Raw genomic sequence first — 25,284 nt, 5'->3', positions numbered from 1 at the left:
GTGAGACGATGTTTGAACACTATATTCCGTTGCTGGATGAACAAAATGGAGAGCCTACACCAAAGTTACTTAAAAAGATTATTGATGAGTTTGAACCATTAAAACAACGCATGATTAACAGGTACGAGCGATACAAAGCAAGTGAAAAAGGTGTACCTATCTTTACTCGTGAGTTTAAAGGAGATGGTAATAAAGATAAGGTGAACAATAAGTTAAATAATGATTTCTTTTCTGAAATTATCGATACAAAAATCGGTTATATGTTCGGGTTGCCTATCTCATACAGCTTAGATCATGAAGATGATGAAGTATTGAAACGTATTCAGGACTTTTTAAAAGCGAATCATACTGAAGATGCTGATGCAGAAACAGGGAAGTTCGCCTCTATTTGTGGATACGGAGCGAGACTACTGTATCACGATAAAGAAGGCATCGAAAAGGTTATGAATATCAAACCTTATGAAGCTATATTTCTTACGAATTCAAGCATTGCAGAACCTAAATACGCTATACGCTGCTATCCAATCAAAGTAATTGATGGTAATGATTTCAAGGATGGTCACAAAGTAGAGTTTTACAATGAAACAAATATTATTGAGTACACTGGTGAAGATTTAGATAAGTTAACAGAGACTGACCGTATTCCTAACTTATTTAAAGGTGTGCCACTTATTGGGTTTCCTAATAATGAAGAATTACAAGGCGATGTAGATAAAGCTATATCACTTATTGAAGGTTACGACCGTTCGTTTTCCGATGTAAACAGTGAGATTGAACAGTTTCGTCTGGCTTATATGATCTTTAAAGGCGTTGATATAGACGATGATACTATCGAGAAGCTAAAACAAACTGGTGCTCTTGATGTAGGTGAGAATGGTGAGGCTTCTTTCTTAACTAAGGACCTTAATGACAACATCTTAGAACACCATCTCGACAGATTAGAAAAGAATATATGCCGTTTCACAAAGCATGTGAACCTTTCTGATGAATCATTTGGTGGGAACCTTACTGGTGTTGCTATTCGTTATAAATTATTAGCTTTAGAAACGAAATCAGGAACGCTAGAAATGAAGTTTACTAAGTCACTGCGCCAACAATTCAAGTTATTGTTTGACGCTTGGAACTTACGCTCAAATAAAGGAGAGCTAGACTACCTTTGTATGACGTTCCAATTCACACGAAACCTTCCAGCCAACTTAGCTGATGAAGCTGATGTGCAGTCTAAACTACAAGGTTTAGTAAGCGAAGAAACACGATTATCTATGTTATCTGTTGTTTCTGATCCGAAAGCGGAGATACAGAAGATGCAGGAAGAAGAGGCTGATTCCATGAATCTCGACAAGGTAGGTGAGCCAAATGGAATGGGACAAGAAGCAGAAACACCTTCAAAAGATAGAGGAGGAACTGGAAAAGGCGATTCTCTACCTGTATAAAGATGCTTTAGAAGAAGTCAGAGGAATACTGGCTTTTTATTATGCCAAATATGCGGTAAATGATCAGTTGAGTATGCAAGAAATGCGCCGTTTCAATCGATATAAGAGCATGCAAAGTGAACTGCAACAAGTAATTAATGAAATAACATATGAGAAAAAGAAAACTCTCAATGAAACGCTCTCCAATCAGTATGGAGAGTCTTTTTATTATACGAATTATCTCATCGAGAAAGAAGTCGGTGTGGCTCTTTCGTATGGTCTTCTTGACCCGAACGTCATTAAACGAGCGGTACAAATGCCAATCGATAAAATGACACTCAATCAAAGGTTAAGTACACATCGAGTACAGATAGTTAACCGAATACGCAGAGAGTTATCTATCGGTCTTAGAAAAGGCGAAGGATATGCAACAATGGCAAATCGGATTAAGTCGATACTTGATGGTGATGCGAAGAAAGCCCAAATGGTCGCTTGGACAGAAAGTGCTAGGGTGCAAAACTTGGGTACTTATGACAGTGCTTCTCACGCTTTTGATGAAGGTGTATCAATGGAGAAGATTTGGATTTCTACATTAGATAAACGTACGCGTCCTACTCACCAAGCAGCAGATCATCAAAAAGTGCCGTTTAAAGGTTTATTTAAAGTGGGTGGCTATAGCTGCGAATATCCACATGACAGTAATTTACCTGCTAAAGAAGTTGTACGCTGCCGCTGTACTTTTATTACTGAGGTAGCGGATGTTAGTCCATTCATCGAAAGAAGGGCTATAAACCCAACAACAGGCAGAAATGAAGTTATTACCGCAGTTAGTTATGAAGAATGGAAAGACTCTCTTGAATAATAAAAAACACTTGAGGGCTTATAGATTACGAACTTAATAGGGCGTAATTATAGGAACTCAGAGGAGGAATAATAATGAAACAATTACAAAAGCAAGCGGAAGTACAGTTTTTCAAAGAGAAAGAAGCTACAAAATTACCATATCGATTACGTTTAGCAAACATTCAATTCTTTGCTGAAGGTGATGGTACTGATATTGGTGCAGGAGGAACGGATGGCAATACGGCAGGGAATTTAACTGGTGAAAATACAGATGGTAGCAATACACAGCAAAATTCTCAAACTGAAGGTGGTAATCAACCAAAAGAACCGCAGTTAGATCCAGCGACAAAAGACTTCATTGAGAAGATGTTGCAGTCTCGTGAAGATAAAGTACGTACCAAGTATGCGAAAGAGCTTAGCGCGACTAAAAAAGAGCTAGAAAACTATAAAACAGCTTCTATGACTGCTCAAGAAAAAGCAGAATATGAGATGAAAGAGTTACAAAAAACACTCGAAGAACGCGAACAAGTATTACATCAAAAAGAAATGCAAAGTGCGGCAACAGAAGCACTAGCTAAAATTGGATTAGATATTAAATTTGTAGACTTCGTTGTAGGTTCCGATGTTGATGATACAAAAGCTCGTGTAGCGAAACTTGGTGACTTATTCAATGCTTCATTAGAAGCGAAAGTAGCGGAGAGATTCAAAGCAGCAGGGCGTGATATCTATGCCGGCTCTGGTAATGGAGCTACATTTACACGTCAACAAGTAGAATCAATGAGCCAGTCAGAAATCAATGCGAATTGGACTCAAATTCAAAAAGACATGAAAACATGGACAAACTAAGGAGGAAATAATATATGTCAGTAGCAACTTTTATTCCAACAATTTGGGAAGCGCGTTTAATGGCGAACTTCCACAAGCGTTCTATCGCGGATTTAATCACAACGAAACCAGCAAAAATCGAAGGTAACAAAATTATCTTTAACCGTGTTGGTGCAGTAAATGTAAAAGACTATTCTGGTTCTGTTGAATGGGATGATACAAACCCCTCTAAAGTAGAAATCAATATGGATCAGAAGAAGTACTTCGCGTTTAAAGTAGATGATGTAGATGCTGTACAAGCTGCAGGAGACTTAATTGACCCACATACGCAAGAAGCAGGGTCAGTACTTCAAGAAACAGTGGACACATTTGTATTAGGTCTTTATACAGGTGCTCATAAAGACAATGTAATCGGTACTGACTCTGCTGCGATTGAATTATCGCCTAAGAATGCATACGACTACATTGTTGATCTGAATACAAAGTTAAACATGAAGAAAGTACCTAAAACCGAACGTTTCACAATCATCAATTCTCAAGTTCTTGGATTACTATCTAAAGATGACCGTTTCACAAAGCAACCTGTTATTTTAGAAAATGGTGTTGTAGAAGGACAAGTAATTAATGGTTCACAAATCGTTGTATCAGAAGAGATTCACAATACATCTGGTAAATATAAAATTCTTGCTCTTCATAAGTCCGGTATCGGTCATGGAAAACAATTAAACGAAACAGAAGCGCAGCGCCTTCAAAATTCATTTGCAGATGGTGTTCGTGGTCTTATGGTTTACGGTGCTGGAGTGCTTCGTCCGGAATCATTAGCTATTCTTACAGCGACAATTGCACCAACTACACCTGCACCGCCATCAGGAGGAGAGGCATAAGCCTCCCTCTTTTCTTTTTTGAAAGGAGAGATGAACAATGCCGTGGTTTTTAAATACACAAACTGGAGTGAAATGGGAAATTAATGATCCAGACCATGTTACGCGATGTAAAAATGATTCAGTTTATGAAATAGTTGATGCTATTAAAGAAATCGGACAAAAAACTAACGATAGCGCTAGTGATTTAGCATCATTAAAAAAGAAATACACCGTTGAGGAAATGAAAGAATTGCTTACTAAACGTGGTATAGAGTTTCACTCTAAAGCAACCAAAGATGAACTTGCTGAACTTTTATCAGAGTAGGTAATTGTTATGGATATGAAAGCAGAAATCCTAAAACGAGTAAAACTAAAGGTACCTAATGTAATTCCTGAAAATATATTGGTAGATATTGAAGATACTATACTTATGGTTGCTGAGTATACGAACAGAACAGTTCCCGAATTCCCTCCTGCTTATCCTGGTATTATCGCTAAAATGGTGATTCATCAGTATAAAGAGCAGGATAGGGAAGGGAAGAAAAGTGAATCATTAGGAAACTATTCGGTTACTTATGATGATGTTGGAGATTACCCAGAAAGTATTACAAAAGGACTGAAAGTGAGGTTACGTGTCTTATGATTCAATCAATGATTCGTAAATTCGGAAAAGATGCTTCAGTACTTCGTAATGCTAGTTCTGACGATGGTCCATATCCAACAGAAGAGTGGAACGAAATTAACAATGTAAAAGGTGTATTAGATGCCATTCAAGGAACAAAGGATGCCCGTAACAAGAAAGTAGAAGAGAAAAGCACACATTTTTTTTATTGCCTACCATTTGATGTAACAATTCAAGATAGATTAGTTATCGACAAGAGGGTATACAGCGTTACTTATCCGGGTGATCCAATGAATGCAGGTAGATTCTTTCAAATAGAATTGGAGATGTTGCCATATGAGCATGAAATTCCAATCAAATAGAGTTGCAGTAACGGCAAGGCATTTAGCAGCTAAGAAAGCGGCTCACACTGCTATTGGTCAGTTTGTAACATCTAAAGCAAAGTTACTTGCTGCTGTAGATACTGGTAATTTGAGAAGGAGCATTAGTTCTAAGGCGGAACAAGAAAAAGTTGTTATCGGTACTTCTGCTGATCATGGTATTTATGTTGAGAAGGGAACAGGAATATATGCTGTAGACGGTGATGGGCGTAAAACTCCTTGGATGTACCGTGACCCGAAAACAGGGAAGATGGTTAAAACTCAAGGGCAACATGCACAGCCTTTTCTTAGACCAGCAGTAGAGAGCAATAAACCGCAAATTACACAAGTTGGCACGCGAACCTATTCGTCATTAATGAGGTAGATACCATGAATGACTTTATAAATATATTACACAGTGAATTAAAACAGATTCATAAGGAATCGTACTACGAAAATGCAACTACTAAAGCTATTATGCCATATTTGGTATATACGGTTGGTGATGATAAGGAACCTTGGGGACGGAAGAATATCATGCTTACAATTGATATATACGGCACTTCTGCTCATATAGCTAAGATTGATCAACTGATTACAGATTTAGAAAACAATCTTCATAGAAAGAGATTAAGCAGCGCTGTATTTGGTGCTGCTATTTCTTATCTTTCGAGTCAGAAAGTACCTGATCCAGACCCAAATATCATACGCAAAGAAGTGCGGCTCATTTTACGAACTTATTTTAAACAATAGAAAGGGTTGATTATATGGCAGCTCCACAACCAAAACCAGAGAATGTCCTCTTCGGAGATTGGGGTGCATTCTTCTTTAATTATGGAGAAAAAGACGAACTTCCTGTAGGTGCTACGCAAGGCGGCGGTTCATTTAAATATGAACCAGAGTTTAAAGAAATTGAATATGATGGTTCTCCTGGTGACACAATGGGGATGAAACGTATCACTAAATCCAAAACTCAAATCAGTTTTAAGACACTTGAATTTTTGGATAAAGAAAAAATCAAAAACTTTATTGCTGGTTTAAAAGTATCAGAAGAGACTGTTACAAAAGACGGGAAAACAATTAAGTACGACGTGATTGAAGCTACAGAACGTCTAACAAAAGATAGCTATCTTAAAAACGTAGCATGGGTTGGTGAAACTTTAGGTGGCGATATCGTCGAAATTATCGTATATAACGCATTATCTGACGGTTCATTAGAACTAGGATTTGAAAACGAAAGTGAAGTTGTTCCAGAAGTAACATTCACAGGGCATCGTGATCCAGAAAACATTCGAAAAGTACCATGGAAAAAACGTATTTTAACAGCGACAGAAGCAGCAAAATTAATACCAGCAGGTTAAAGAGTAGGGATATTCCCTGCTCTTTTTATTTTAAGGAGGAATCGATATGACTATTGATATTCAAGAAAAAGAATACAAAGTGAGACAAATTCATGGTGGAGATTTATTTTCCGTAGTTCGTATTTTAAAGAAATCAAAATTTAAGGTTGATATTAATTTACTTAAAGATTTAATGATGGGCGTACGAAATAAAGAAGGTGCAACACAAGCTGATGTATTAGCTGCCCAAGAGACTTTCGGTTACGACATCATTATGAAATTTATCTTTGGATTAGAAGAAGCTGAGCAAGAATTCTTTGAATTTGTAGCTGGAATTTTGGTTCATGAAGATGGAAAGGGTAAAAAATCATCCCCAGACTGGGAAACAATCCGAACTTTAAAACTAGAAGAGTTAGTCAAGTTATTTATTGCAATCAAGGATTCAGAAGTTGGACTGGTTAAGCTTTTTTCCAATGCGGTGAACTTGATGAAATAGACTTCATTGATACATTAGCTTCTCGATATCCAAACATAGATTACATACGCGGTTTGGATGCCGAAATAGTTATTAATTTGTATCTCACCGCAAAGAAAAAAGAAATGGATCGCATGTTATGGGAAGAATGGTGCGCTTTACAGCCGTATTGCGAAGAAACATTCCCTCAGTTTAAACATAAACGTGAGAATCCAACACAAGAACAGGTACAACAATATAACAATTCAATCGAACAAACACTGAAACAGAAACTCACAAAAGAAGAAGTGTTTGCTCGAGTTGCTAAAATCCGCGGAAAGGCGGGTGAATAGATGGAATTATTTAAAATGTTTGGGTCAATCTTCTTAAAGGATGATCAGTTACAAAGAGGATTGACTAACGCTGAAAGAAGTGGGCAAAGAACAACAGGTATCTTAGGACGTGGATTTGGACAAGTTGGACAAGCGGCAGTAGGATTAGGTTCTTCTGTTGGTGGTGCTGCTATAGCCATGGGTGGATTAGTCGGTGTTGCGGTTGGGGTAGGAGCTGCGATCGCTGGTGTGGTTAAGGTCGGTTCTGAATATACTCAGCAGATGTCAAAAGTAGAAGCTCTTTCTGGTTCTAACGCTTTACAAATGGCTGAACTGGGAGCGAACGCACGTAAATTAGGTGCTGAAACACGTTGGTCAGCTACAAACGTGGCTCAGGCCTATGAATATATGGCTCTTGCAGGTTGGGATTCTAACCAAATGATTGCAGCTAGTAAACCATTACTAGATTTAGCAACTGCTGGTGCGTTGGACCTTGCAAAAGCTTCTGATATTGTAACAGATACAATGACCCCATTCGGTATGAAAGCTTCAGAAGCAGGACGAGCTGCTGACGTATTTGCACTGGCCCAAGCGACTGCCAATTTAAACGTTGAACAACTGGGTATCATAGTTTTGCCCCTAATAGTGGCAACATTATTAGCAAACTAGGTGAATTCGGGGAAACCTAAATTGATGTTTTGTTTTGTAATGTTATAATATGGTAAAACACTAATAGAGTGACATTATGAAAACGTGTAAGAAGTGTGACGAAAGTAAGCCATTAAGTGAGTTCTATAAGTCTAAAATGCATAAAGAAGGATATGAGCACTGTTGCAAAAAATGTAGAGATGCTCAACGTTCTAGAGAGTATACATGCACAGGGTGCGGTAAGAAATTCAAAGCCGTAAAACCTAACAAATTTTGTAATATTGAATGTTTCGGGAAAACTACAAGATCTGATAATGAAGAGATGGTTCGTAAGGTTGAACAAGATGGAGAGTATAAGTTGCTTTCAGAGTATAAAACTTCACGCAGGAAGGTTGATGTAATGCACGTAGACTGCGGTAAAGTCTTCAGTGCTACTCCTAATAATATACTCACGAAAGGAAGCGGATGCCCTTTTTGCAGGTCGTCTAAAGGTGAGATGCTTATACGAAAAATCTTGATAAATAACGAGATATCTTTTTCAGAGCAAGTTAGGTTTAAAGACTGTAAGTTTGTGAATACTCTTCCTTTTGATTTTGGAATAATTAAAGATAAACAGATTATAGGACTTATAGAATATGATGGAGAGCTTCATTTTAAAAAGAAGTTTAGAACTGAAGAAGAGTTCGAACTTCAAAAAACAAGGGATAAACTTAAGGATGACTATTGCGCTACTAAAGGTATCCCCTTATTGAGAATTCCTTACACTAAGAAAGATGAGGCTGAAAGTATACTTCTTAATACAATATCAACATGGCAATCCCGAGCGAAGCTGTAGTGAAAACTACAGAACGTGTAGAGACTAGATAAAGTAAGCTAAGTAGTTAAGACGCTCAAATGAGTGTCTTTTTTATATGCCTAAATATCCACGAGCGCCTGGCATCCTATAAGGATGATGATATAGTCCGACCTTACAGGAAACTGTAAGAAGCAGAGGATAAAGAACCTTTGCGATAACAATACGGAAACTATGAAATATGCAGCTCCAGTAGCCGCTACATTTGGTTTGAATATTGAAGAAACTGCCGCAATTGCTCAGATTTTCGCTAATAACGGTATTAAAGCTTCTATGGCTGGTACGGCATTACGTGCTGGTTTATCTCGATTGGCTGCGCCACCAAAAGAAGCTGCTAAATCATTATCTGCATTAAATGTAACTGTTAAAGATTCAGAAGGTAATATGAAACCAATGAATGAAATCATCGGTCAGTTACACGATGGGTTTGGAAAGTTATCTGAATCTCAACAAATCGCTGCTGCAAAAGCAATCTTCGGTGAAGAAGCCTATGCAGGTTGGATTCAAGTTATCAAGGGTGGACAACCTGCATTTGATGACATGGTAAATACCCTTGAAACTTCTGAAGGTTCTGCAAAAGTTATGGCTGAAACAATGGCAAATAACTTATCTGGTGCTGTTGATGGCGTTAAATCAAGATTAGAGAATTTAGGTCTTGTAGTATTTTCTCATGTTGAGCCAGCACTTGTTGCTATGACTAACGGAACAAATGGCGCAGTGAAATCTCTTACTGACTGGCTTGATCCATCTGGTAGAGCGGTAGAAGCGGCAAAATTAATGCAACAAACTGATCAGCAGTTAGCTCAATCTAAAGCTATTCTTGATATGAATCTCAAAAAAGGGAAGATAACGCAAGAAGAGTATAACGAAAAGTTAGCTCTATCTAAGAAGCATGCCGAAGATATGATGAACGCTGATGGTATGTTAGCTCAGAAAAAAGAAGAGTTAAAAATGAAGGTTGAAGAAGGGAAAATGACTCAAGAAGAAGCTAATAAAATTCTTGATGAGTCTGAGGTTGAATATCAAAAACTTCAACAAGGTATCGAACAAACCCGCCAACGACAAGAAGCGATGAATAAAGTGTTCGAGCCACTTCGTAATGCTATCGGTATTATTCAGCAAGTAGGCGCTGCTATAGAGCAATTTTGGATCGCTGCAACTGGTGATAGAAATGCACTAGTTGAAGGGTATGACATTCTTACTAAACTTGGGTTCTCTGCTAATACTATTCAGTTCATACAAGAAACTACCGCTGCTGTGCAGTATGGTATAGAAACGATGAAAGCCCTTGTATCTGGTGACTGGGGTGCTGCTAGTAATTTCTTAGACAAGTTGGGTTTTTCACCTGAGCAGAAAGCGGATATTATTATGTTCGTTCAGGATGTGCATGCTCAATTGAGTAGTTTCATAGAAAATGTACAATCCTTGATAGCAGCGCAAGCACCAGTAATTATGGGGATAATTGGTGCTACTTGGGACTTTATTAAAGGTGTATTTAACACGATAGCTCCTTATTTAATGCCTTTGCTGACGGATGTCCTTAACTTTGTGAATGGGATTATAGCACAAATTACCTCGTTTTGGAAAGAAAACGGGGATCAAATTGTACAAGCAGTAAAAAATGCCTTTTCAATCATTCAATCTATTATAGCCTTTGTAATGCCAGCTGTAATGATGATTGTAAAAAGTGCATGGGATGCTATAAAGGATATTATCCAAGGCGGAGTAAATGTCATCATGGGTATTATCAAGTTTTTCGCCGCACTACTGACAGGCGATTTCCGTGGCATGTGGGATGCAGCTAAACAAATTTTTAGTGGAGCTATCCAATTAATCTGGGGACTTATTAATCTATCGTTTGTAACTAAGATTTTAGGAGCAGCTAAAGGGTTAGCGATGTCCTTCGGTTCAGCGATTAAGGGTATGTGGACAACTGTTGTTAACTACTTCAAAGAATTTATTAAACATCCCGTTTCTTCTGTAGTGAGTATGGCTGTTGACATTGGTCAAGCGGCAATAAAAATAACAAAAAAACTTGTTGATCCTATAAAAAGTGCATGGGACGGAATTATGGGATGGATTAAGAAGATCAAAGACGGTGTTGTGAATATGTTCACAGGAATTCATATTCCTACTCCGAAAATTACCGTCAGCGGTTCTTTAAATCCTGTTAATTGGGTTTCCGATGGTCTTCCGTCTTTTGGTGTCAAATGGGCAGCAAACGGCGCTTTAATCAAGCCTGGTAATCCTACATTGATTGGTGTCGGCGATGCGAGAGGATATGACGAAACCGTTTTACCTCTTCGAAAACAAACATTCGATGCGATTGCTAATGGAATAATGGGATCGCTACCATTAACTCAACAAGCTGGAGTACAACAATATGCATCACAAGGCCCAACTATTTTGCAAGTTAATTTAAACGGCAGAGAAATAGCAAAGGAAATCTACTCAGATGTTAGCAAGTTTCAAGAAAGCGAGAAAGAAAGATTGAGAGTATTTTAGGTAGGTGATGATATGACTGGAATTAGTTTCTTTAGTTTTAACGGGAAAAGAAATCCGAATGTAATCCCATTGCAGGGTAAAAAACGCCCTGCATGGGCTCCTTTGGAGCGTACATTTCTTGAAGTTCCTCACTATCCAGGAGGACGATTAATACGTACTCAAACAAAAATGCGAAAAATAATTGTACCCGTTTCATTGTTGTACGAATCTATGGAAGAAGCAGAAAAATTAAAGGAAGAAATAGCTGATTGGCTTATTACAGAACGACCTCAGGAATTGATTTTTGATGACGAAAAAGATCGCACGTACTTGGCTGTTATTGATGAATCATTTGATCCACAACAATTAGTGAATTTAGGAGAAGGAGTACTTACTTTCATTTGTCCTATGCCTTATAAACTAGGACCTACTCGAACAGTAGAATTTCAGACGGATAACCCTGGATTAATTGCTAACGTTCAAAATAAAGGAACAGTTCATTCTAACCCGATTATCGAAATTGATATTACGAAACCAAACACTTTTTTAGATGTATGGTTCGGCGGGGTATCCTTAAGTGATCGAGATTATTTTCGTATCGGCATGCCGCTAAAAACTGTGGAAAAGCCTGTAGAAAGGAATCAACGTATAGTATGGGATGAAATGGCTACTACGGTCGGATGGAGTAAAGTCAGTTCAATGGAAGATGGGGAACCGGTTGGTGAAATGAAATCAGATAAATATCAATTCTATTGTTCTGATTTTGGTACCGGAACGGGTAAAGGTTGGCACGGTGCAGCTGTTAAAAAAAGTATCCCTGGTGGTCCAGTACAAGATTTTATTATGCAAGCCTATGTTACATGTAAGAGTAAAAAGATCAACGAAATGGGACGGGTTGAGATAGCGGTACTCGATGAAAACAGCAAAGTTCTTTCGAAAATCGCTATGAACGATCTCTTTTGGCAAGCTGAACAAAATTTCGGGACGATGGTAATTGGATATGACAATAAGCCAGGGAAAACAGGTTTAATTTATGAGAGTGGCGATTATCCGAATACATGGAATCAGTATTTTGGTCGATTGTGGATAGCTAGGACAGGAAATGTATGGGAAGCGTATATTTCAAAATTCCTTCCAGGTACAGAAAAAGATGATTCAGAACGATTTGCACGTTGGACGGATGAAAAAAACTATCATATGGAAAAAGCAGCACAAATTCAAATTAGCATCATGCAGTTTCAAGACGTTCCACCAGTAGAAGCAATGTCAGTTAGTGATTTGAAGTTTTGGAAAGTAAATTTAAATACGAAAAATACACCGCCTTATATAGTAGATGTTGGTGATAAAGTCGTGATCGACACAGAAAATAGTCATGTAACAATTGAAGGAAAGAATGCGATTAACATTAAGGACATTTTCAGTAATTTCCCTGTTATCAATAGAGGCACTAATAAACTTGAGATTATGCCTTCTGATATCGGAACAGCAAGGGTCAAATACAGGGAGCGATTCAGATGAGAACACCAAGCGGAATACTTCATGTTGTTGATTTCAAAACAGATCAGATTATATCAGCTATTCAACCAAAGGACTACTGGGCTGATAACCGTCATTGGGAAATAAAAAATAACATTGATATGTTAGAATTCAAAACTTTTGACGGCACTCCACATGCAGTTACATTACAGCAGCAGAACTTAGTTTTAAAGGAAGTGCGTGATGGTCGCATTGTTCCATATGTTATCAATAATGAAGTAGAAAAAGACTCTGATGATAGATCGCTCACTGTACATGCTTCTGGTGCCTGGGTTCAAATAGCCAAAGATGGGATTATTAAACCTCAACGTATAGAGAGTGAAACAGTTAATACGTTTATTGATATCGCTCTTGCCGATTCAAAATGGCAACGTGGAATAACGGATTATTCTTCATTCCACACGATGACTATTGATGAATTCATCGATCCCCTCACTTTTTTAAAGAAAATCGCGGCTTTGTTTGAGTTAGAAATCCAATATCGCGTTGAAGTATCCGGTTCTCAAATTACTGGGTGGTACGTCGATATGATAAAGAAGCGAGGGAGAGAAACAGGGAAGGAAGTAACCCTGGGAAAAGACTTAGTAGGCATTAGACGCATTGAACATTCCAGGGATATTTGTACCGCCTTAGTCGGATTTGTACGGAGCGAAGGTGACAAACTTATCACGATTGAGAGTATTAATAACGGGCTTCTTTATATTACAGATAGTGATGCCTTTCAACGCTGGAATGCACATGGTAAGCATAAATTTGGTTTCTACACTCCGGAAACAGAAGACCAAAATATGACACCGCAACGATTAATGACTTTGATGAAGACGGAATTAAAGAAGCGTGTCAATTCTTCAGTTTCTTATGAAGTAGAAGCACAATCGATTGGACGTATTTTCGGACTAGCACATGAACTAATTAATGAGGGCGATACGATTCGAATCAAAGATACAGGATTCACACCTAAGTTATACCTTGAAGCACGTGTAATTGCTGGTAATGAATCTTTTACGGAACCTACACAAGATAAATATGTGTTTGGTGATTATCGCGAAATTACTGATCCAAACGAAGAACTACGAAAAATTTACAATCGAATCTTGGGGTCATTAGGTAATAAACAAGAGCTGATAAATCAGTTAGATAAATTAGTGAAAGATGCAAACGAAACAGCTAGTAATGCTAAGAAAGAATCCGAAGCAGCGAAAACATTGGCTGAAAAAGTTCAAGAGAATCTTAATAATAACACGGTAGAAATAATTGAAGCTAAGAATCCACCGACAACAGGACTGAAGCCTTATAAAACACTTTGGCGTGATATTAGCAATGGTAAGCCTGGTATCTTAAAAATATGGACAGGTACAGCTTGGGAATCTGTTGTACCCGATGTAGAGTCTCTCAAAAAAGAAACACTTGAACAGGTTAATAAGGATATTCAGTCCACAAAAGAAGAATTAGATAAAAAAGTAGAAGAAGCCCAAAAAGAGACAAATGGACAATTCAAGGAAGTAACAGAAAATCTTCAGGAAGTTTCTCTAACTATTAAAAATGTAGAAAACTCTCAAGGTGAAATTGAAAAAACTGTCTCTGAAATGAAACAGACCAACGAAGGTTTTACCAAATCAATTGAAACTTTAACAAAAAAAGACGGTGAAATCACTGAAAAATTAAATACAGTGGTAGAGACTGCTGAAGGTACGAAAAAGACAATCTCTGAGGTGCAGCAAACAACTAATAATCTAAAGAAAACCACAACTGAAATTACAGAAAAAGCTGGCCAGATTAGTGAGAAGTTGGAGAGCGTAGAAAAGAAAGTTAATAACGATAAAGCTGGAGGTCGTAATCTGTTATTAGATTCAAATACTAAATACGAAAAAACAGATTATCTAATCAATCCATATTCTCTAACTGAAAATTTTGTTGCAGGTGAGGAATATACTTTTGTAATTAAAGGAAGTGTCCCACAAGGCCAACAATTTGGAATTTGGCAGAATGGTGGTTCAAATAATGTTGGATATGCAACAAGTGTCTATGCTAACGGAATAACTTATGTAACTTTCAAAGCTGTAGTAACAACGAGCGGAAATGAAAGAAAGTTGAATCTGTATAACTATCCAAATAACACTACAAAATCCGTTGTAGAATGGGTTGCTTTATATAAAGGTAATAAGCCACAGGATTGGACACCAGCTCCAGAAAATCAAGTAACAAATGATGAATTCACTAAAAAAACAACCGAGATCGAAAAAAGTGTGAATGGTATTAAAGAAAGTATTAAAACGGTAGAAAAAACACAATTCGATTTTAGCGAGCGTGTTACTACTGTAGAGAAAACAGCAGACGGTATTAGAGAAAAAGTTACCAGCTTACAAGAAATACAAACCAAACAAGGTACGCAGTTACAAGAGGCTAAAGCAGGTTGGGAAACTACTGCAAAAGCTCTGGAAGGAAAAGTAGAAATAAAAGATGTTGAGAATTATGTAGGTGGTTTAGGCACTGTAAACGAGTTGCGTGATGCTGATTTTAAGTTAGAACAAAAATATTGGTTTTGGAATAGTGGTAATGGGGCTATTGGTTCTGTGGATACGAATTTAAAATACAAAGGTATGAATACATTTGCAATTACCGTTACTGGCCAGACTCAAGATCGCTGTTGGGGACTTACAAGTCAATTCATTGAGTGTCAGGTTAACGAAGACTTTGTTGCATCAGGTTATTTCAATACTGATGGGAAAACACCTATTGATAGTGGCGGTGCATTTATAGAAATTGAATGGTGGACTGCTGACAAAAAAACTCGCATGAAAACAGCTAGAACGAATATCAAGGTTGTAAATCATACATGGATTCGTGTTGTATGTACAGATAAAGCACCAGCCAATGCAGCGTTTGTGAGTTGGCGTTATTACGTGACAAGAAATGGGCGTTTATGGTGTACTGCACCTATGTTACAACGTGGCACTATAGCTACAGAATTTTGGTTGCACCCGAAAGATCAAACTGATGCTGATAAAATGCTAGAGGATATTGCTAATAGAGTAGCAACTGAAGATTACACTAAAAAAGTTACAGAATTAGAAAGAGGTATTAGTGCTAATGAAAAAGGCGTTTCAATCATCTCTGAAAAACAAGAAACATTTATAAATGAGACTTATAATGCCTATGTAAAGAAAACGGAATCTAGGTTAGAAGTGTTAGACGAAGGAATTATAGCGCAGATTTTAAAGGACGGCATTGTCACTGCCATCAATATGTCCCCTGGCAAAATTACAATTAATGCTGCAAAGCTGGATATTAATGCTGACACAATGGTCAAATGGTTAACAGCAAAAGGCATAGATACAAATCTTATTAGAATTGATGGTGATAAGATCACCATTGATAAAGATGGTGTAACTGTTAAAATGCTAGACTTCCTATTCCAAGACGAATGGGGCACAAAAACAACTGCGGTATCAAGACGAAACCTAATAGCAGATCCAGACTTTTCTAGTGTTACAAAGAAAAATATCGGACATAACGATTATTATGGATTTGAAGGTGGATATGGTCTTACTTGGAAGTCATGGGGAAATGTCGTAATAGAAAAGAATACACATATATTTGACTACGAGCAAATGGTGAATGCTGCAAGGGTAGATATGTATAACTATCCAGAAGCAATCGTGAATAATGGTATACATCCTGGTAACGAATATACAGCATCCGCACACTTTAGAACTGCCATGATAAATGGCGTGCGAAAGACAGGAAAACCGAGAATACACGTGTGTTGCGTTAAATTCCGAGACAACGTTAGTTACGACATATTGAGTGAACAAAAGATGGACTTCCCTGAGCCGTCTACATTTTACGGAGAAATCAGAAGGTATTCTTTTACTTTCAAAGTCCCGACAAACTATATTCCACAAGAACACGCATTGATTATTAAAGTTTGTTCTGGAAATGCTGACATGAGACAAGGGACAGCGATTTGTGTAAGTGGTGTAACGTTATACAGTGGCAAATATGCATCTATGTATAATTGGGATCGTGCTGCAGCAGAAAGAGCAGATGGTATTCAGCCGTTTAACGCACTTGCTGTAGGTGGTGTGAATAATAATATATCTCCAGCACCAGACGGACAAACGTTTGATATAAGTACTGAAAAAGAAGTGAAAATCTTTAGGAATATACGAGCAATACAGGGAATTAACTTAGGTGGCGGTGGATTCCAACAATGGGGGCATATTCGTTTTACAGACGGTAATGCTGGAGCGGGTTTTTATGTGAGTACTCCAAGTGGTTGGAAATTTAACGCACTTGGATAGAAAGGGGAAGTAAGAATGAATGAGAATCAAATGATGCCACTTCAAGCAGGTGAAAGCTTTCCTTTTATGGGGAGGCTGGTGGATGCAGAACGAACAGAGACAGGGATTTCTGTTCAGATACCTGCTGATATGTTAAATAATGCAGGTATTCCAACAGGTATGAGCAGGGTTGAAGTATGGAGAGAAATGGATGGAACAATAAAGTTTCGTATTGCCACGCTGTGTGAAATATGTAAACGTGGAGCACATCTATATGAATTGGATATGGGATTTGCGAAAAAGAATATTTGTCTAGAGTGTTATACATCACTTACTGGTAATTATCCATCACAAGAACCACCAATTAACGAAAACACAATACAAGTAGACCAAAAGTAGCTATAAGCTGTTTTTTATTTTGCATAAAATACGGCTTTTATGCTGAATGAAAAATTGTATAGTTTTATTTTGTAAGGAGGAAGTGAATGATGGAACAAAGATTTGAAGTTAAACCAATAGGTGTGAAATATATATGTGACTCTTGCGAGGAAGGAGAAATGATATATACAGGGGAAATGCTTTTTTTTAATCCTCCAACATTCAAACACACTTGTAACAATTGTGATAGTAATCAAAATTTTATTGAGAAATATCCTTTAGTTAGATATCAAGAATTTAGCGGATAATGGTTGGATTATGGAATATACATCCTTTATTATATAAAAGAAGTCATATAATAGGAGGTATATTTTTGATGGAGTGGGTTATGAAAAATGTAGAGTGGGTTTTTAGTGGGATAGGAGTTCTTGTTATTTCTGTTATAGGAGGTATGTTTTTTAGAAAAGAAAAAAATCCTAAACAGAATATTAATTCAGGAGATAATTCTACAAATATTCAAGGTAGTAAGAATGTAAATGTTACATTTGGTGAAAAAAATGAATGATAAACATGAATTAACTGCAGGTCAAAGTTCTACTAATATTCAAAACAGTAAGAATGTAAATGTTAATCAATATGGTCTGGGATTTAATGAAGTTAAGGAAGTTGCTATGATGGTGTTTAAAAGTAACTTTTATGATTTAGGGAAAACAGTAGAAGATACAATTAATGAGCGTGCAGAAGAAATAATTAATAAGTATCTAGATCGCTTGATTACCAAAGACCCTGAATCTCTGAAAAACACAGAAGATCCTGATTTAAGATTTAACATTTATGAGATGCAAAAAAATCATGCAAAACGTGGTGATGAGAAAATTGCTGACTTATTAGTTGATATGTTAGTAGATCGAACAATGGTAAAAGAAGAGGAATTTTTGAAGTTAATATATAATGAATCTATGATGATGGTTCCGAAATTAACTTCAAAGCAAATTGATATATTAACAGTGATTTTTTTGACTAGGTATGTTAAATGCAGTATTTTTCAAATACAAGGATTTACAGAATTGTTAATGCAATTTGCAAATGATGTCCCTAATGAAGTGTTTTTTTATCAACATCTACAGTATGCAGGTTGTGTATCAATAAGTATCGGTTCGTTTGATTTAGTAGCACATCTCAAAGAAGAGTTTCCTGATTTAGTCCCATCTTCAGTTGACCCTGAAGATAGATTATTTAAGAGAAATCTAAAAAGTGTATCCCCAAAACTGTTTAGTTTTTCTCATAAATGGAATAGAACAAAAATATGTAGTTCAAGTTTAACTAGTGTTGGTATTGCAATTGCGATTGCAAATTTCAACAGGGTAACAGGTGGTGACTGGAATTTATCCGCATGGATTGAGGGGTTAAAAGATTAAAGATGTGGTATAGAAGATTGGTTAAGTGAAAAATAGAAAAAATTTTTTTAAAGGATTCCTTGGAATCCTTTTTATTTTATACAAGGGAGAGGAAAAGATGGATCGCATTGATGTATTAATGAAAGTATTTATTGCTACATTTGGTGGCTTTTGTGGGTATTTCTTGGGGGGATGGGATGCAACATTGAAAATCTTAGTAACGATGGCAGTTATTGATTATCTAACTGGCATGATTGCAGCAGGGTATAACGGAGAATTAAAAAGTAAAGTTGGTTTTAAAGGCATCGCCAAAAAGGTGGTGCTTTTTCTTTTGGTCGCAGCAGCTACTCAAGCTGATGCAGTTATGGGAACAAACAGTGCAATCCGTGAAGCAACGATCTTCTTTTTCATCGGGAATGAATTACTTTCACTTTTAGAAAATGCAGGTCGTATTGGAATCCCTTTACCATCAGCTTTAACCAATGCGATTGAAATTTTAGGTGGGAAGCAAAAACAAGAAGAGAAAAAAGGAGAGGGTCAATAATGGGACAAATCGTAGATATTTCAAAATGGAATGGTAACATTAACTGGCCTATCGCAAAACAGTATTTGGATTTCGTAATAGCGCGTGTGCAAGATGGTTCAAATTATGTAGATCCGTTATATAAAGGATATGTACAAAGTATGAAGCAGCATAACATCCCTTTTGGTAACTATGCATTTTGTCGCTTTGTTTCCATTGCTGATGCAAAGAAAGAAGCACAAGACTTCTGGAGTCGCGGTGACAAGAGTGCAACCGTTTGGGTGGCTGATGTAGAAGTGAAAACAATGAATGATATGAGAGCAGGAACACAGACGTTTATCGATGAGTTATACCGACTTGGCGCTAAGAAAGTCGGTTTATATATTGGGCATCATATGTATGCTCCGTTTGGAATGGCAAATGTAAAATCAGACTTTGTATGGATTCCACGTTATGGCGGGAATAGACCAGCTTATCCATGTGATATCTGGCAATATACTGAAACAGGTAATGTACCTGGTATTGGAAAGTGTGATTTAAATGAATTAATTGGTAGTAAATCATTAACTTGGTTTACAGAAGAGAAGCAGCCAGAACAAACTGTTTCTAATCGCGGATATCAATATGTTAAATCTGGTGGATTTGGCGTCTCATTGGTTCCAGAAGTATTAAATGCTATGGCCGAACGTGGAACTAAAGGACAAGTTATTTCTGATCCAACAACTGGTATAGCGTACTTACAAACTGAGGTATTACCTAATGCTGAATTAGATAAAATCACTTGGTGGATGGATACTCGACCAGACGGAAAGTGGTATTACGAGTATATAAAAAAATAAACAATAGTAAAGGAACAACATACTATGTAACGTAATTAAAAAGCTGACTATAATTAGTCAGCTTTTTGTATACTACAATCTAGTATTTATCAGTTCCAAAGACATGTTTTTTGCCTTTATGCTGGCACTGAAAAACTTAACAATGTTTCTTTTTACAATGACAACAAATAAAGAAACATTTACAACGACACTTATTTCGCTTAAACTTCCAATCATCATCACAATTGTGCTTATCTTTAGATTTCCACCAATCGTCATCACAATGATGCTTATCTTTAGATTTCCACCAATCATCACAACAATGATTTTTCTTAGAACTCCAGCAATCATTATTCCAGGACATTCTTTTATACCTCCCTTCGATTAGGGTTCATATTATTCTATGTTTTAGTAAAAAGAATGCTTGTTTATTAACCTATTATTTTACTTTTCTTTGATAGAGAGAGCTTCTACTAGATACAGAATTAATACAAACTATACTAATTTTTAAGAGATAGTGGAGAGAACTACTAGTTGTGGCATTGATCAATAAATACTGGTTGAAGAAAAATATTCTCATTTTAAATAATATCTTATCTTGGGGTACGCTTTTTGGGTGTATATTTCACAATAGCGAAGGAAAAACATACTATATAAATGCAAATGAAGCCTATGTGTATGTGAAGTAAGGAAAAGAAAAGTTGTCTTCATATTAGGGGATAGCAGAAAAGAAGTGAATTTATAAGATTAAGTTACCTGTCCAGCCATGGTGTACTTAACCGAAATACAGTGAGAAAAAAATAAAATGAGAAAAATTAATGTTTTACCTAATAATCTATTGAATAAATATAAAGGTATAAAGGTATAAAGAGTTGGCCTAGCGTAATTTTTTTGTGAAAGGTCTTTCCTTGTGCATTTAAATAAGGGATTATTGCTGCAAGAGATATATGTGTCAATTTAAAAAAATCTGTATGGATATCTTCTTGATAGGTTGGTTATATTAACGGTTGTGGAGGTGACAAATAATGGATAAAAATCAACAAGGTCATAATAAAACAATTTCCGGTGCTAGTATTCAAAGTACAAAACAACAAAATGCTGGCTATGGTACAGAGTTTGCAACTGAAACAAATGTAAATCAAGTAAAACAACAAAATGCCCAATCAGCAGCGAAAAAATCACAAGCTGCTAGTGCTGGCGTTCAAAATGCAAATGCTGGCTATGGTACAGAGTTTGCAACTGAAACAAATGTAAATCAAGTAAAACAACAAAATGCTCAATCAGCAGCGAAAAAATCACAAGCTGTTGGTAAGAATCAGGGCACTGATCAATAACAAAGAAAAATACTCCTTGATTCAAGAGGAGTATTTTTTATGCTGTTTTAATGGGAGTGCCGCTATATAAAAAATAAATAAAAGAAAAAGACTATTCCGGATGTGAGATATCGAGATGAGGAAGGAGTACTTCATGCCATTGGGGTAAATCGTTCGCAAAAGATGAGAGTGAATGAAGAGAAAATAAAAAAATACGAAGAGTTCACAAAAATATATAAACAGAAATATAACGGGAAAGTGCCAGTCATTCATTTTTTTACAGTGACAAAATATAGGGAAAGGAAATTAGAAGAGTTAGCAGCTAAATATGATGTTTTCGTGAAGTTTTATGTAATAGAAGAAATATAAAAAAGTGCTAACAAGTTTGCAAACGAACTTGCTAACACTAATACGAAATGTTCATTAAAAACATTCGTAATATCTAGAAAACAACCCGTAGTTAGAATCTTTGCTCAGATCGAAATTATGAGATAGTTTATTTTACATTATCTAAAAAAGCATTTGTTAAGAAAAACTTAAGGAAGGCCCTTGTTTTTTGTTAAGAAATAATATTTATACTTTGAAATGTGCTGATGAGGCATATGCATGTTCATTGAAATAGTAAAGAATGAATAAAAAATTTTTTGATGAGAAAAGAAAGGTGGAAAAGATAGATGAAAAAAGCGTTAATTGCAATATCAGGATTAATCGTTGTAGGTGGAGGATTACTAGCTTATGTAGGAGAGGAAACTAGAGATAGATTTAATCCACTAGTGAAAGAAAATAATGTGTATGTTCTTCAAAAAGAGGAAGCAAAACCGGATCCTGAACACGATAATAAGAGATATTTTGCTATGTTAAATGGAGTTGATGAATCAGGTAATGAAGATACCATTAAGGTAGGATTTGCTGGTAAAGATGAGTTTGTAAATAATTATTTAAAGGTTCATGTGAAAGGTAAATATGTTTATCAATTTGAGGAAGTACAAGAAAATGAAGTTCCTGAAAAGGCAAAGGAAAAATTAAAAAAATAATAAAAGCAGGAGAATATATATGAACAAATTAGTTGTAGACGTTAAAAATGTACAAAAAGTATATGGGAAAAAAGGCGAAAATCAATCATATGCGTTAAAAGGCGTATCGTTCTCAATTCAGGAGGGAGAATTCGTTGGAATTATGGGACCATCTGGTTCAGGAAAAACTACATTATTAAATGTTATTTCCACATTAGATAAAGCAACAGACGGTGTTGTTGAGATTGCTGGTACAGATATTACCAAAATGAAGCAAGGAGAGCTTTCTGATTTTCGTTCTCAAAAATTAGGGTTCATTTTCCAAGATTTTAATCTGCTTGAAAACTTATCAATCTATGAAAATATTACTTTGCCACTATCGCTTCAAAGCGTTCCGTCAAAAAAGATTGGGGCAAAAGTAGAAAAGGTAGCAGGAATGCTAGGGATTTCAGAAATTCTTCAAAAGTATCCATCTGAAGTATCTGGCGGACAAAAGCAACGTTCAGCAGCGGCGCGTGCCCTTGTACATGAGCCAGCAATTATTTTAGGAGACGAACCAACAGGAGCACTTGATTCTAAAAATGCAACAAGCCTTTTAGAAGCAATGAAAAATTTAAACGAAAAACAAGATGTTTCTATTATGATGGTGACTCATGATCCATATAGTGCCAGTTACTGTAAGCGGATTTTGTTCATTCAAGACGGTGAATTGTATAAAGAAATTCGCCGCAGTGGTACGCGCGAATTATTCTATAAAGAAATTTTAGATGTACTTGCAGATTTAGGTGCACAAAAGGTATAAGAAAGGGAGTTCAGCATGTTATTTAAGCTTTCTATGTCAGGGTTAAAAAGTAAATTGAAAGATTATATTGTTTTACTTGTTGGTCTTGTCATGTCAATTTCAATTTTTTACATGTTTCAAACATTAGCACTAAATAAATCATTTCTTGAAGCAAATGCAATGGTTAACTCAATTGGGTTGGTTTTCCAAACAGGTTCAGCCTTATTAGCAATCATTACATTTTTCTATATTTTGTATGCAAACTCATTCTTATTATCACTTCGTCAAAAAGAATTCGGTATGTATATGATGTTGGGAGCGAAAAAACATAAGATTACGATGCTTATGTTTTTGGAAACAATCATGATTGGGGTAGTATCTCTAGCAATTGGAATCACAGTTGGTGTGGGGCTTGCCCAAGGAATTGGCAAGCTATTGATGAAACAACTTGATTTTACAGCAAGTGGCTATCAAGGGTTTTATGTTCCATCCATAACAATTACTTGTGTATTCTTCTTTATATTATTTATGTTCTCAGCAATTATGAATAGTATGAAACTAGCGCGTATTTCGGTTTTACAGCTCGTACATGCAGATGTTTCAGCAGAGCGTACAATGATTAAAGGAAAGTGGACTGGTATAATTTCAATTTTGGCTATTATTTTATTAGGTAGTGGCTACGCTTCTATGATTTATATGAATAAGCTAAAAGAGCAAGGCCTTTTGATTGCGATGCTCACAACTACAGCGGGAACGTATTTGTTATTTGCTTCAGTTCTTCCGCTTATTATTAAATTGTTAAAGGGAAATAAACATCGTAATGAAAAAGGACTTAATGCTTTCACATTTTCACAGTTAAACTTCCGTGTTAATGGCTTATCGAAAGTATTGGCAACAGTAGCGATGCTAGTGGCACTTGGTGCAGGTGCAATTTCTGGCGGAATGGCTTTCAAAAATAATGTTATGAACTCTGTTGAGCAGTTTGAAATATATGATACAGTGATTCATAATCCAACAAATGAAGAGAGAGAAATCTTAAATGGTATTACATTTAAAGAGAAAAATGAATATCGTTATAAAGTAGATGATACATTCGTTTACTATTTAAAAACAGATTTAGAAAAAAAACGTCCATTGGTGCATGATGGTGATAGAAAAAATGGTTCAGGTATATTAAAACATGTGTCGGAAGAACTCCCAGTAGGTGCTATTTCAAGAAATGGACAAGATGATGAGAATAAAAATATTATTCCAGATACATGGGATATGGCTTTAACAGCTATACAACCCACTTATTTAAACTATATGAGTAAAACGATTAAAATTGTAGATCCAAAAATGTATGATGGTATAAAAGGAAAAGAAAACGTCGTTTTCATTGGAAAAACAGATAACTTTGTGGCATATACAAAAGAATGGAAAAAAATTGATGAGTTGCAACTAGATAAATATAAAATAACGGCTAATGATTTATTAAGTAAATACAATATATATACACAATCTTATTCTGTTGCCAGCGGAACGGTATTTATGGGCTTCTTCCTAGGAATTGCATTTCTAGCGATGATGGCAAGTTGTTTAATGTTTAAAATCCTTACGGGTGCATCAAAAGATATTGTTCGTTATGAAATGCTTCGTAAAATCGGTGTCCGCCGTGAATTACTAGCAAAGTCTATTTATAAAGAACTATTTTTCATATTCCTATTTCCAGCGGTAGTAGGTATTGCACACGTATTAATGGGGATGAATATTTTTGGGTTTATTTTAGTGGACCCGTATTTCCGTATATGGTTACCAATTGTAATTTTTGTATTTATTTATACAATTTACTACCTTATTACTGTCCAATTATATAAAGGAATTGTACTTCCGAAAGAACGATAGTAAAAATATCGAGTTTATCCTATTTGCAAACGAACTTGCTAACACCTGTACGAAATAGTAAGTGAATCTTATGTATATGTAAAGTGAAAAAGCCCTCGAGTAAATTGAGGGCTTTTTTTCAAAGTAGAACTTGTCCATTAAGTTATTTACAATTCCATAGAAGGAATATAAAAAAGTGCTAACAAGTTTGCAAACGAACTTGCTAACACTTATACGGAATAGACATAAAATATCGCTGATATGTCTACTTTGAAAATAGCTTTAATCAGTTAAATCACACTTATACGAAATGTTCATAAAAATCGTCTTAATATCAAGAATAT

General features: G+C 36.1%; 28 protein-coding genes and 1 pseudogene. 28 read left to right on the top strand and 1 reads right to left on the bottom strand.

Features of this window, described 5'->3' with window-relative positions:
* Nucleotides 1-8 precede the first annotated feature (8 nt).
* The 23 genes from N2V92_RS21945 to N2V92_RS21835 all read left to right on the top strand — a co-directional run bounded on the left by N2V92_RS21945 (nucleotide 9) and on the right by N2V92_RS21835 (nucleotide 19,991).
* The gene (locus N2V92_RS21945; RefSeq protein WP_086403477.1) at nucleotides 9-1,433 is read left to right on the top strand and encodes a phage portal protein; all 1,425 of its coding nucleotides are present in this window, start codon (nucleotides 9-11) and stop codon (nucleotides 1,431-1,433) included.
* 73 nt (nucleotides 1,434-1,506) lie between these two features.
* Nucleotides 1,507-2,274, top strand: a complete 768-nt coding sequence (locus tag N2V92_RS21940; RefSeq protein WP_086403492.1) for a phage minor head protein — start codon at nucleotides 1,507-1,509, stop codon at nucleotides 2,272-2,274.
* Between the two features lie 74 nt (nucleotides 2,275-2,348).
* On the top strand, nucleotides 2,349-3,101 hold the full coding sequence (locus N2V92_RS21935) for a DUF4355 domain-containing protein (protein ID WP_086403478.1): 753 nt from the start codon (nucleotides 2,349-2,351) through the stop codon (nucleotides 3,099-3,101).
* 14 nt (nucleotides 3,102-3,115) lie between these two features.
* Nucleotides 3,116-3,964, top strand: coding sequence for a phage major capsid protein (locus tag N2V92_RS21930; RefSeq protein ID WP_086403479.1), 849 nt, complete (start codon nucleotides 3,116-3,118; stop codon nucleotides 3,962-3,964).
* Between the two features lie 37 nt (nucleotides 3,965-4,001).
* Complete coding sequence (locus N2V92_RS21925) at nucleotides 4,002-4,268, top strand: hypothetical protein (protein WP_086403480.1); 267 nt, start codon at nucleotides 4,002-4,004, stop codon at nucleotides 4,266-4,268.
* A gap of 9 nt (nucleotides 4,269-4,277) precedes the next feature.
* The gene (locus N2V92_RS21920; RefSeq protein WP_086403481.1) at nucleotides 4,278-4,586 is read left to right on the top strand and encodes a hypothetical protein; all 309 of its coding nucleotides are present in this window, start codon (nucleotides 4,278-4,280) and stop codon (nucleotides 4,584-4,586) included.
* Nucleotides 4,583-4,927 carry a head-tail adaptor protein gene (locus tag N2V92_RS21915; protein WP_086403482.1) on the top strand — a complete coding sequence of 115 codons (345 nt, stop codon included), beginning with the start codon at nucleotides 4,583-4,585 and terminating at the stop codon, nucleotides 4,925-4,927. Before N2V92_RS21920 ends, N2V92_RS21915 begins: the two co-directional genes overlap by 4 nt.
* A complete protein-coding gene (locus tag N2V92_RS21910) occupies nucleotides 4,902-5,309 on the top strand; it encodes an HK97-gp10 family putative phage morphogenesis protein (protein ID WP_086403483.1) in 408 nt (135 codons plus the stop codon). Before N2V92_RS21915 ends, N2V92_RS21910 begins: the two co-directional genes overlap by 26 nt.
* Nucleotides 5,310-5,314: 5 nt before the next feature.
* A complete protein-coding gene (locus tag N2V92_RS21905; RefSeq protein WP_086403484.1) occupies nucleotides 5,315-5,677 on the top strand; it encodes a hypothetical protein in 363 nt (120 codons plus the stop codon).
* 14 nt (nucleotides 5,678-5,691) lie between these two features.
* The gene (locus tag N2V92_RS21900) at nucleotides 5,692-6,285 is read left to right on the top strand and encodes a hypothetical protein (protein WP_000729988.1); all 594 of its coding nucleotides are present in this window, start codon (nucleotides 5,692-5,694) and stop codon (nucleotides 6,283-6,285) included.
* Nucleotides 6,286-6,331: 46 nt separating this feature from the next.
* Nucleotides 6,332-6,760, top strand: a complete 429-nt coding sequence (locus tag N2V92_RS21895; protein WP_170264812.1) for a hypothetical protein — start codon at nucleotides 6,332-6,334, stop codon at nucleotides 6,758-6,760.
* A 104-nt stretch (nucleotides 6,761-6,864) separates the two neighbouring features.
* Entirely contained in the window at nucleotides 6,865-7,071 is a 207-nt protein-coding gene (locus tag N2V92_RS21890; protein ID WP_228490304.1) for a hypothetical protein, read from the top strand.
* Nucleotides 7,072-7,719: a phage tail tape measure protein gene (locus tag N2V92_RS21885; RefSeq protein ID WP_103577918.1), complete on the top strand. Its 648-nt coding sequence runs from the start codon at nucleotides 7,072-7,074 to the stop codon at nucleotides 7,717-7,719.
* Nucleotides 7,720-7,795: 76 nt separating this feature from the next.
* Nucleotides 7,796-8,533 carry a DUF2726 domain-containing protein gene (locus N2V92_RS21880; RefSeq protein WP_086403487.1) on the top strand — a complete coding sequence of 246 codons (738 nt, stop codon included), beginning with the start codon at nucleotides 7,796-7,798 and terminating at the stop codon, nucleotides 8,531-8,533.
* Between the two features lie 192 nt (nucleotides 8,534-8,725).
* Nucleotides 8,726-11,056: a phage tail tape measure protein gene (locus tag N2V92_RS21875; RefSeq protein WP_228490305.1), complete on the top strand. Its 2,331-nt coding sequence runs from the start codon at nucleotides 8,726-8,728 to the stop codon at nucleotides 11,054-11,056.
* 12 nt (nucleotides 11,057-11,068) lie between these two features.
* Nucleotides 11,069-12,553 (top strand): distal tail protein Dit, encoded by a 1,485-nt coding sequence (locus N2V92_RS21870; RefSeq protein WP_086403488.1) that lies wholly within the window; start codon nucleotides 11,069-11,071, stop codon nucleotides 12,551-12,553.
* Entirely contained in the window at nucleotides 12,550-16,875 is a 4,326-nt protein-coding gene (locus N2V92_RS21865) for a phage tail spike protein (protein ID WP_153591264.1), read from the top strand. Before N2V92_RS21870 ends, N2V92_RS21865 begins: the two co-directional genes overlap by 4 nt.
* Before the next feature lie 15 nt (nucleotides 16,876-16,890).
* Nucleotides 16,891-17,253 carry a hypothetical protein gene (locus N2V92_RS21860; RefSeq protein WP_103577745.1) on the top strand — a complete coding sequence of 121 codons (363 nt, stop codon included), beginning with the start codon at nucleotides 16,891-16,893 and terminating at the stop codon, nucleotides 17,251-17,253.
* 89 nt (nucleotides 17,254-17,342) lie between these two features.
* Nucleotides 17,343-17,540 carry a hypothetical protein gene (locus N2V92_RS21855; protein WP_232290898.1) on the top strand — a complete coding sequence of 66 codons (198 nt, stop codon included), beginning with the start codon at nucleotides 17,343-17,345 and terminating at the stop codon, nucleotides 17,538-17,540.
* 68 nt (nucleotides 17,541-17,608) lie between these two features.
* Complete coding sequence (locus N2V92_RS21850; RefSeq protein WP_086402757.1) at nucleotides 17,609-17,797, top strand: hypothetical protein; 189 nt, start codon at nucleotides 17,609-17,611, stop codon at nucleotides 17,795-17,797.
* Nucleotides 17,790-18,650, top strand: a complete 861-nt coding sequence (locus N2V92_RS21845) for an LPO_1073/Vpar_1526 family protein (protein ID WP_086402756.1) — start codon at nucleotides 17,790-17,792, stop codon at nucleotides 18,648-18,650. Before N2V92_RS21850 ends, N2V92_RS21845 begins: the two co-directional genes overlap by 8 nt.
* A gap of 97 nt (nucleotides 18,651-18,747) precedes the next feature.
* Nucleotides 18,748-19,173, top strand: coding sequence for a phage holin family protein (locus tag N2V92_RS21840; protein WP_086402759.1), 426 nt, complete (start codon nucleotides 18,748-18,750; stop codon nucleotides 19,171-19,173).
* Nucleotides 19,173-19,991: a GH25 family lysozyme gene (locus tag N2V92_RS21835; RefSeq protein ID WP_086402755.1), complete on the top strand. Its 819-nt coding sequence runs from the start codon at nucleotides 19,173-19,175 to the stop codon at nucleotides 19,989-19,991. The genes N2V92_RS21840 and N2V92_RS21835 overlap by 1 nt, the downstream gene beginning before the upstream one ends.
* A 72-nt stretch (nucleotides 19,992-20,063) precedes the next feature.
* Here N2V92_RS21835 and N2V92_RS21830 read toward each other — a convergent pair whose 3' ends face one another.
* Nucleotides 20,064-20,321, bottom strand: a complete 258-nt coding sequence (locus N2V92_RS21830) for a hypothetical protein (protein ID WP_086402754.1) — start codon at nucleotides 20,319-20,321, stop codon at nucleotides 20,064-20,066.
* A gap of 674 nt (nucleotides 20,322-20,995) precedes the next feature.
* Here N2V92_RS21830 and N2V92_RS21825 point away from each other — a divergent pair.
* The 5 genes and pseudogenes from N2V92_RS21825 to N2V92_RS21805 all read left to right on the top strand — a co-directional run bounded on the left by N2V92_RS21825 (nucleotide 20,996) and on the right by N2V92_RS21805 (nucleotide 24,961).
* Complete coding sequence (locus N2V92_RS21825; protein ID WP_103577735.1) at nucleotides 20,996-21,304, top strand: gamma-type small acid-soluble spore protein; 309 nt, start codon at nucleotides 20,996-20,998, stop codon at nucleotides 21,302-21,304.
* Nucleotides 21,305-21,358: 54 nt separating this feature from the next.
* A pseudogene (locus N2V92_RS21820) lies at nucleotides 21,359-21,652 on the top strand (replication-relaxation family protein); the annotation flags it as partial.
* A gap of 305 nt (nucleotides 21,653-21,957) precedes the next feature.
* On the top strand, nucleotides 21,958-22,317 hold the full coding sequence (locus tag N2V92_RS21815; RefSeq protein WP_086402887.1) for a YxeA family protein: 360 nt from the start codon (nucleotides 21,958-21,960) through the stop codon (nucleotides 22,315-22,317).
* A gap of 19 nt (nucleotides 22,318-22,336) precedes the next feature.
* Nucleotides 22,337-23,098 (top strand): ABC transporter ATP-binding protein, encoded by a 762-nt coding sequence (locus N2V92_RS21810; RefSeq protein WP_086402886.1) that lies wholly within the window; start codon nucleotides 22,337-22,339, stop codon nucleotides 23,096-23,098.
* 15 nt (nucleotides 23,099-23,113) lie between these two features.
* Nucleotides 23,114-24,961: an FtsX-like permease family protein gene (locus tag N2V92_RS21805; protein WP_153591268.1), complete on the top strand. Its 1,848-nt coding sequence runs from the start codon at nucleotides 23,114-23,116 to the stop codon at nucleotides 24,959-24,961.
* Nucleotides 24,962-25,284 lie beyond the last annotated feature (323 nt).

The sequence above is a fragment of the Bacillus sp. CH_48 genome, from assembly GCF_038008465.1.
GTDB lineage: Bacteria > Bacillota > Bacilli > Bacillales > Bacillaceae_G > Bacillus_A > Bacillus_A thuringiensis_S.
The sequence above is the reverse complement of the archived record's forward strand: the minus strand, read 5'-3'. Positions and strand labels throughout refer to the sequence as shown.

Bases quoted from the DNA above. Each gene is read 5' to 3' on its own strand.
- N2V92_RS21850 (WP_086402757.1), top strand. From the start codon at position 17,609: ATGGAGTGGGTTATGAAAAATGTAGAGTGGGTTTTTAGTGGGATAGGA.
- N2V92_RS21895 (WP_170264812.1), top strand. From the start codon at position 6,332: ATGACTATTGATATTCAAGAAAAAGAATACAAAGTGAGACAAATTCAT.
- N2V92_RS21805 (WP_153591268.1), top strand. From the start codon at position 23,114: ATGTTATTTAAGCTTTCTATGTCAGGGTTAAAAAGTAAATTGAAAGAT.
- N2V92_RS21915 (WP_086403482.1), top strand. From the start codon at position 4,583: ATGATTCAATCAATGATTCGTAAATTCGGAAAAGATGCTTCAGTACTT.
- N2V92_RS21855 (WP_232290898.1), top strand. From the start codon at position 17,343: ATGGAACAAAGATTTGAAGTTAAACCAATAGGTGTGAAATATATATGT.
- N2V92_RS21945 (WP_086403477.1), top strand. From the start codon at position 9: ATGTTTGAACACTATATTCCGTTGCTGGATGAACAAAATGGAGAGCCT.
- N2V92_RS21910 (WP_086403483.1), top strand. From the start codon at position 4,902: ATGAGCATGAAATTCCAATCAAATAGAGTTGCAGTAACGGCAAGGCAT.
- N2V92_RS21880 (WP_086403487.1), top strand. From the start codon at position 7,796: ATGAAAACGTGTAAGAAGTGTGACGAAAGTAAGCCATTAAGTGAGTTC.
- N2V92_RS21860 (WP_103577745.1), top strand. From the start codon at position 16,891: ATGAATGAGAATCAAATGATGCCACTTCAAGCAGGTGAAAGCTTTCCT.
- N2V92_RS21920 (WP_086403481.1), top strand. From the start codon at position 4,278: ATGGATATGAAAGCAGAAATCCTAAAACGAGTAAAACTAAAGGTACCT.
- N2V92_RS21890 (WP_228490304.1), top strand. From the start codon at position 6,865: ATGGATCGCATGTTATGGGAAGAATGGTGCGCTTTACAGCCGTATTGC.
- N2V92_RS21905 (WP_086403484.1), top strand. From the start codon at position 5,315: ATGAATGACTTTATAAATATATTACACAGTGAATTAAAACAGATTCAT.
- N2V92_RS21885 (WP_103577918.1), top strand. From the start codon at position 7,072: ATGGAATTATTTAAAATGTTTGGGTCAATCTTCTTAAAGGATGATCAG.
- N2V92_RS21935 (WP_086403478.1), top strand. From the start codon at position 2,349: ATGAAACAATTACAAAAGCAAGCGGAAGTACAGTTTTTCAAAGAGAAA.
- N2V92_RS21865 (WP_153591264.1), top strand. From the start codon at position 12,550: ATGAGAACACCAAGCGGAATACTTCATGTTGTTGATTTCAAAACAGAT.
- N2V92_RS21930 (WP_086403479.1), top strand. From the start codon at position 3,116: ATGTCAGTAGCAACTTTTATTCCAACAATTTGGGAAGCGCGTTTAATG.
- N2V92_RS21840 (WP_086402759.1), top strand. From the start codon at position 18,748: ATGGATCGCATTGATGTATTAATGAAAGTATTTATTGCTACATTTGGT.
- N2V92_RS21925 (WP_086403480.1), top strand. From the start codon at position 4,002: ATGCCGTGGTTTTTAAATACACAAACTGGAGTGAAATGGGAAATTAAT.
- N2V92_RS21875 (WP_228490305.1), top strand. From the start codon at position 8,726: ATGAAATATGCAGCTCCAGTAGCCGCTACATTTGGTTTGAATATTGAA.
- N2V92_RS21830 (WP_086402754.1), bottom strand. From the start codon at position 20,321: ATGATTGCTGGAGTTCTAAGAAAAATCATTGTTGTGATGATTGGTGGA.
- N2V92_RS21810 (WP_086402886.1), top strand. From the start codon at position 22,337: ATGAACAAATTAGTTGTAGACGTTAAAAATGTACAAAAAGTATATGGG.
- N2V92_RS21835 (WP_086402755.1), top strand. From the start codon at position 19,173: ATGGGACAAATCGTAGATATTTCAAAATGGAATGGTAACATTAACTGG.
- N2V92_RS21940 (WP_086403492.1), top strand. From the start codon at position 1,507: ATGCAAGAAATGCGCCGTTTCAATCGATATAAGAGCATGCAAAGTGAA.
- N2V92_RS21815 (WP_086402887.1), top strand. From the start codon at position 21,958: ATGAAAAAAGCGTTAATTGCAATATCAGGATTAATCGTTGTAGGTGGA.
- N2V92_RS21845 (WP_086402756.1), top strand. From the start codon at position 17,790: ATGAATGATAAACATGAATTAACTGCAGGTCAAAGTTCTACTAATATT.
- N2V92_RS21825 (WP_103577735.1), top strand. From the start codon at position 20,996: ATGGATAAAAATCAACAAGGTCATAATAAAACAATTTCCGGTGCTAGT.
- N2V92_RS21900 (WP_000729988.1), top strand. From the start codon at position 5,692: ATGGCAGCTCCACAACCAAAACCAGAGAATGTCCTCTTCGGAGATTGG.
- N2V92_RS21870 (WP_086403488.1), top strand. From the start codon at position 11,069: ATGACTGGAATTAGTTTCTTTAGTTTTAACGGGAAAAGAAATCCGAAT.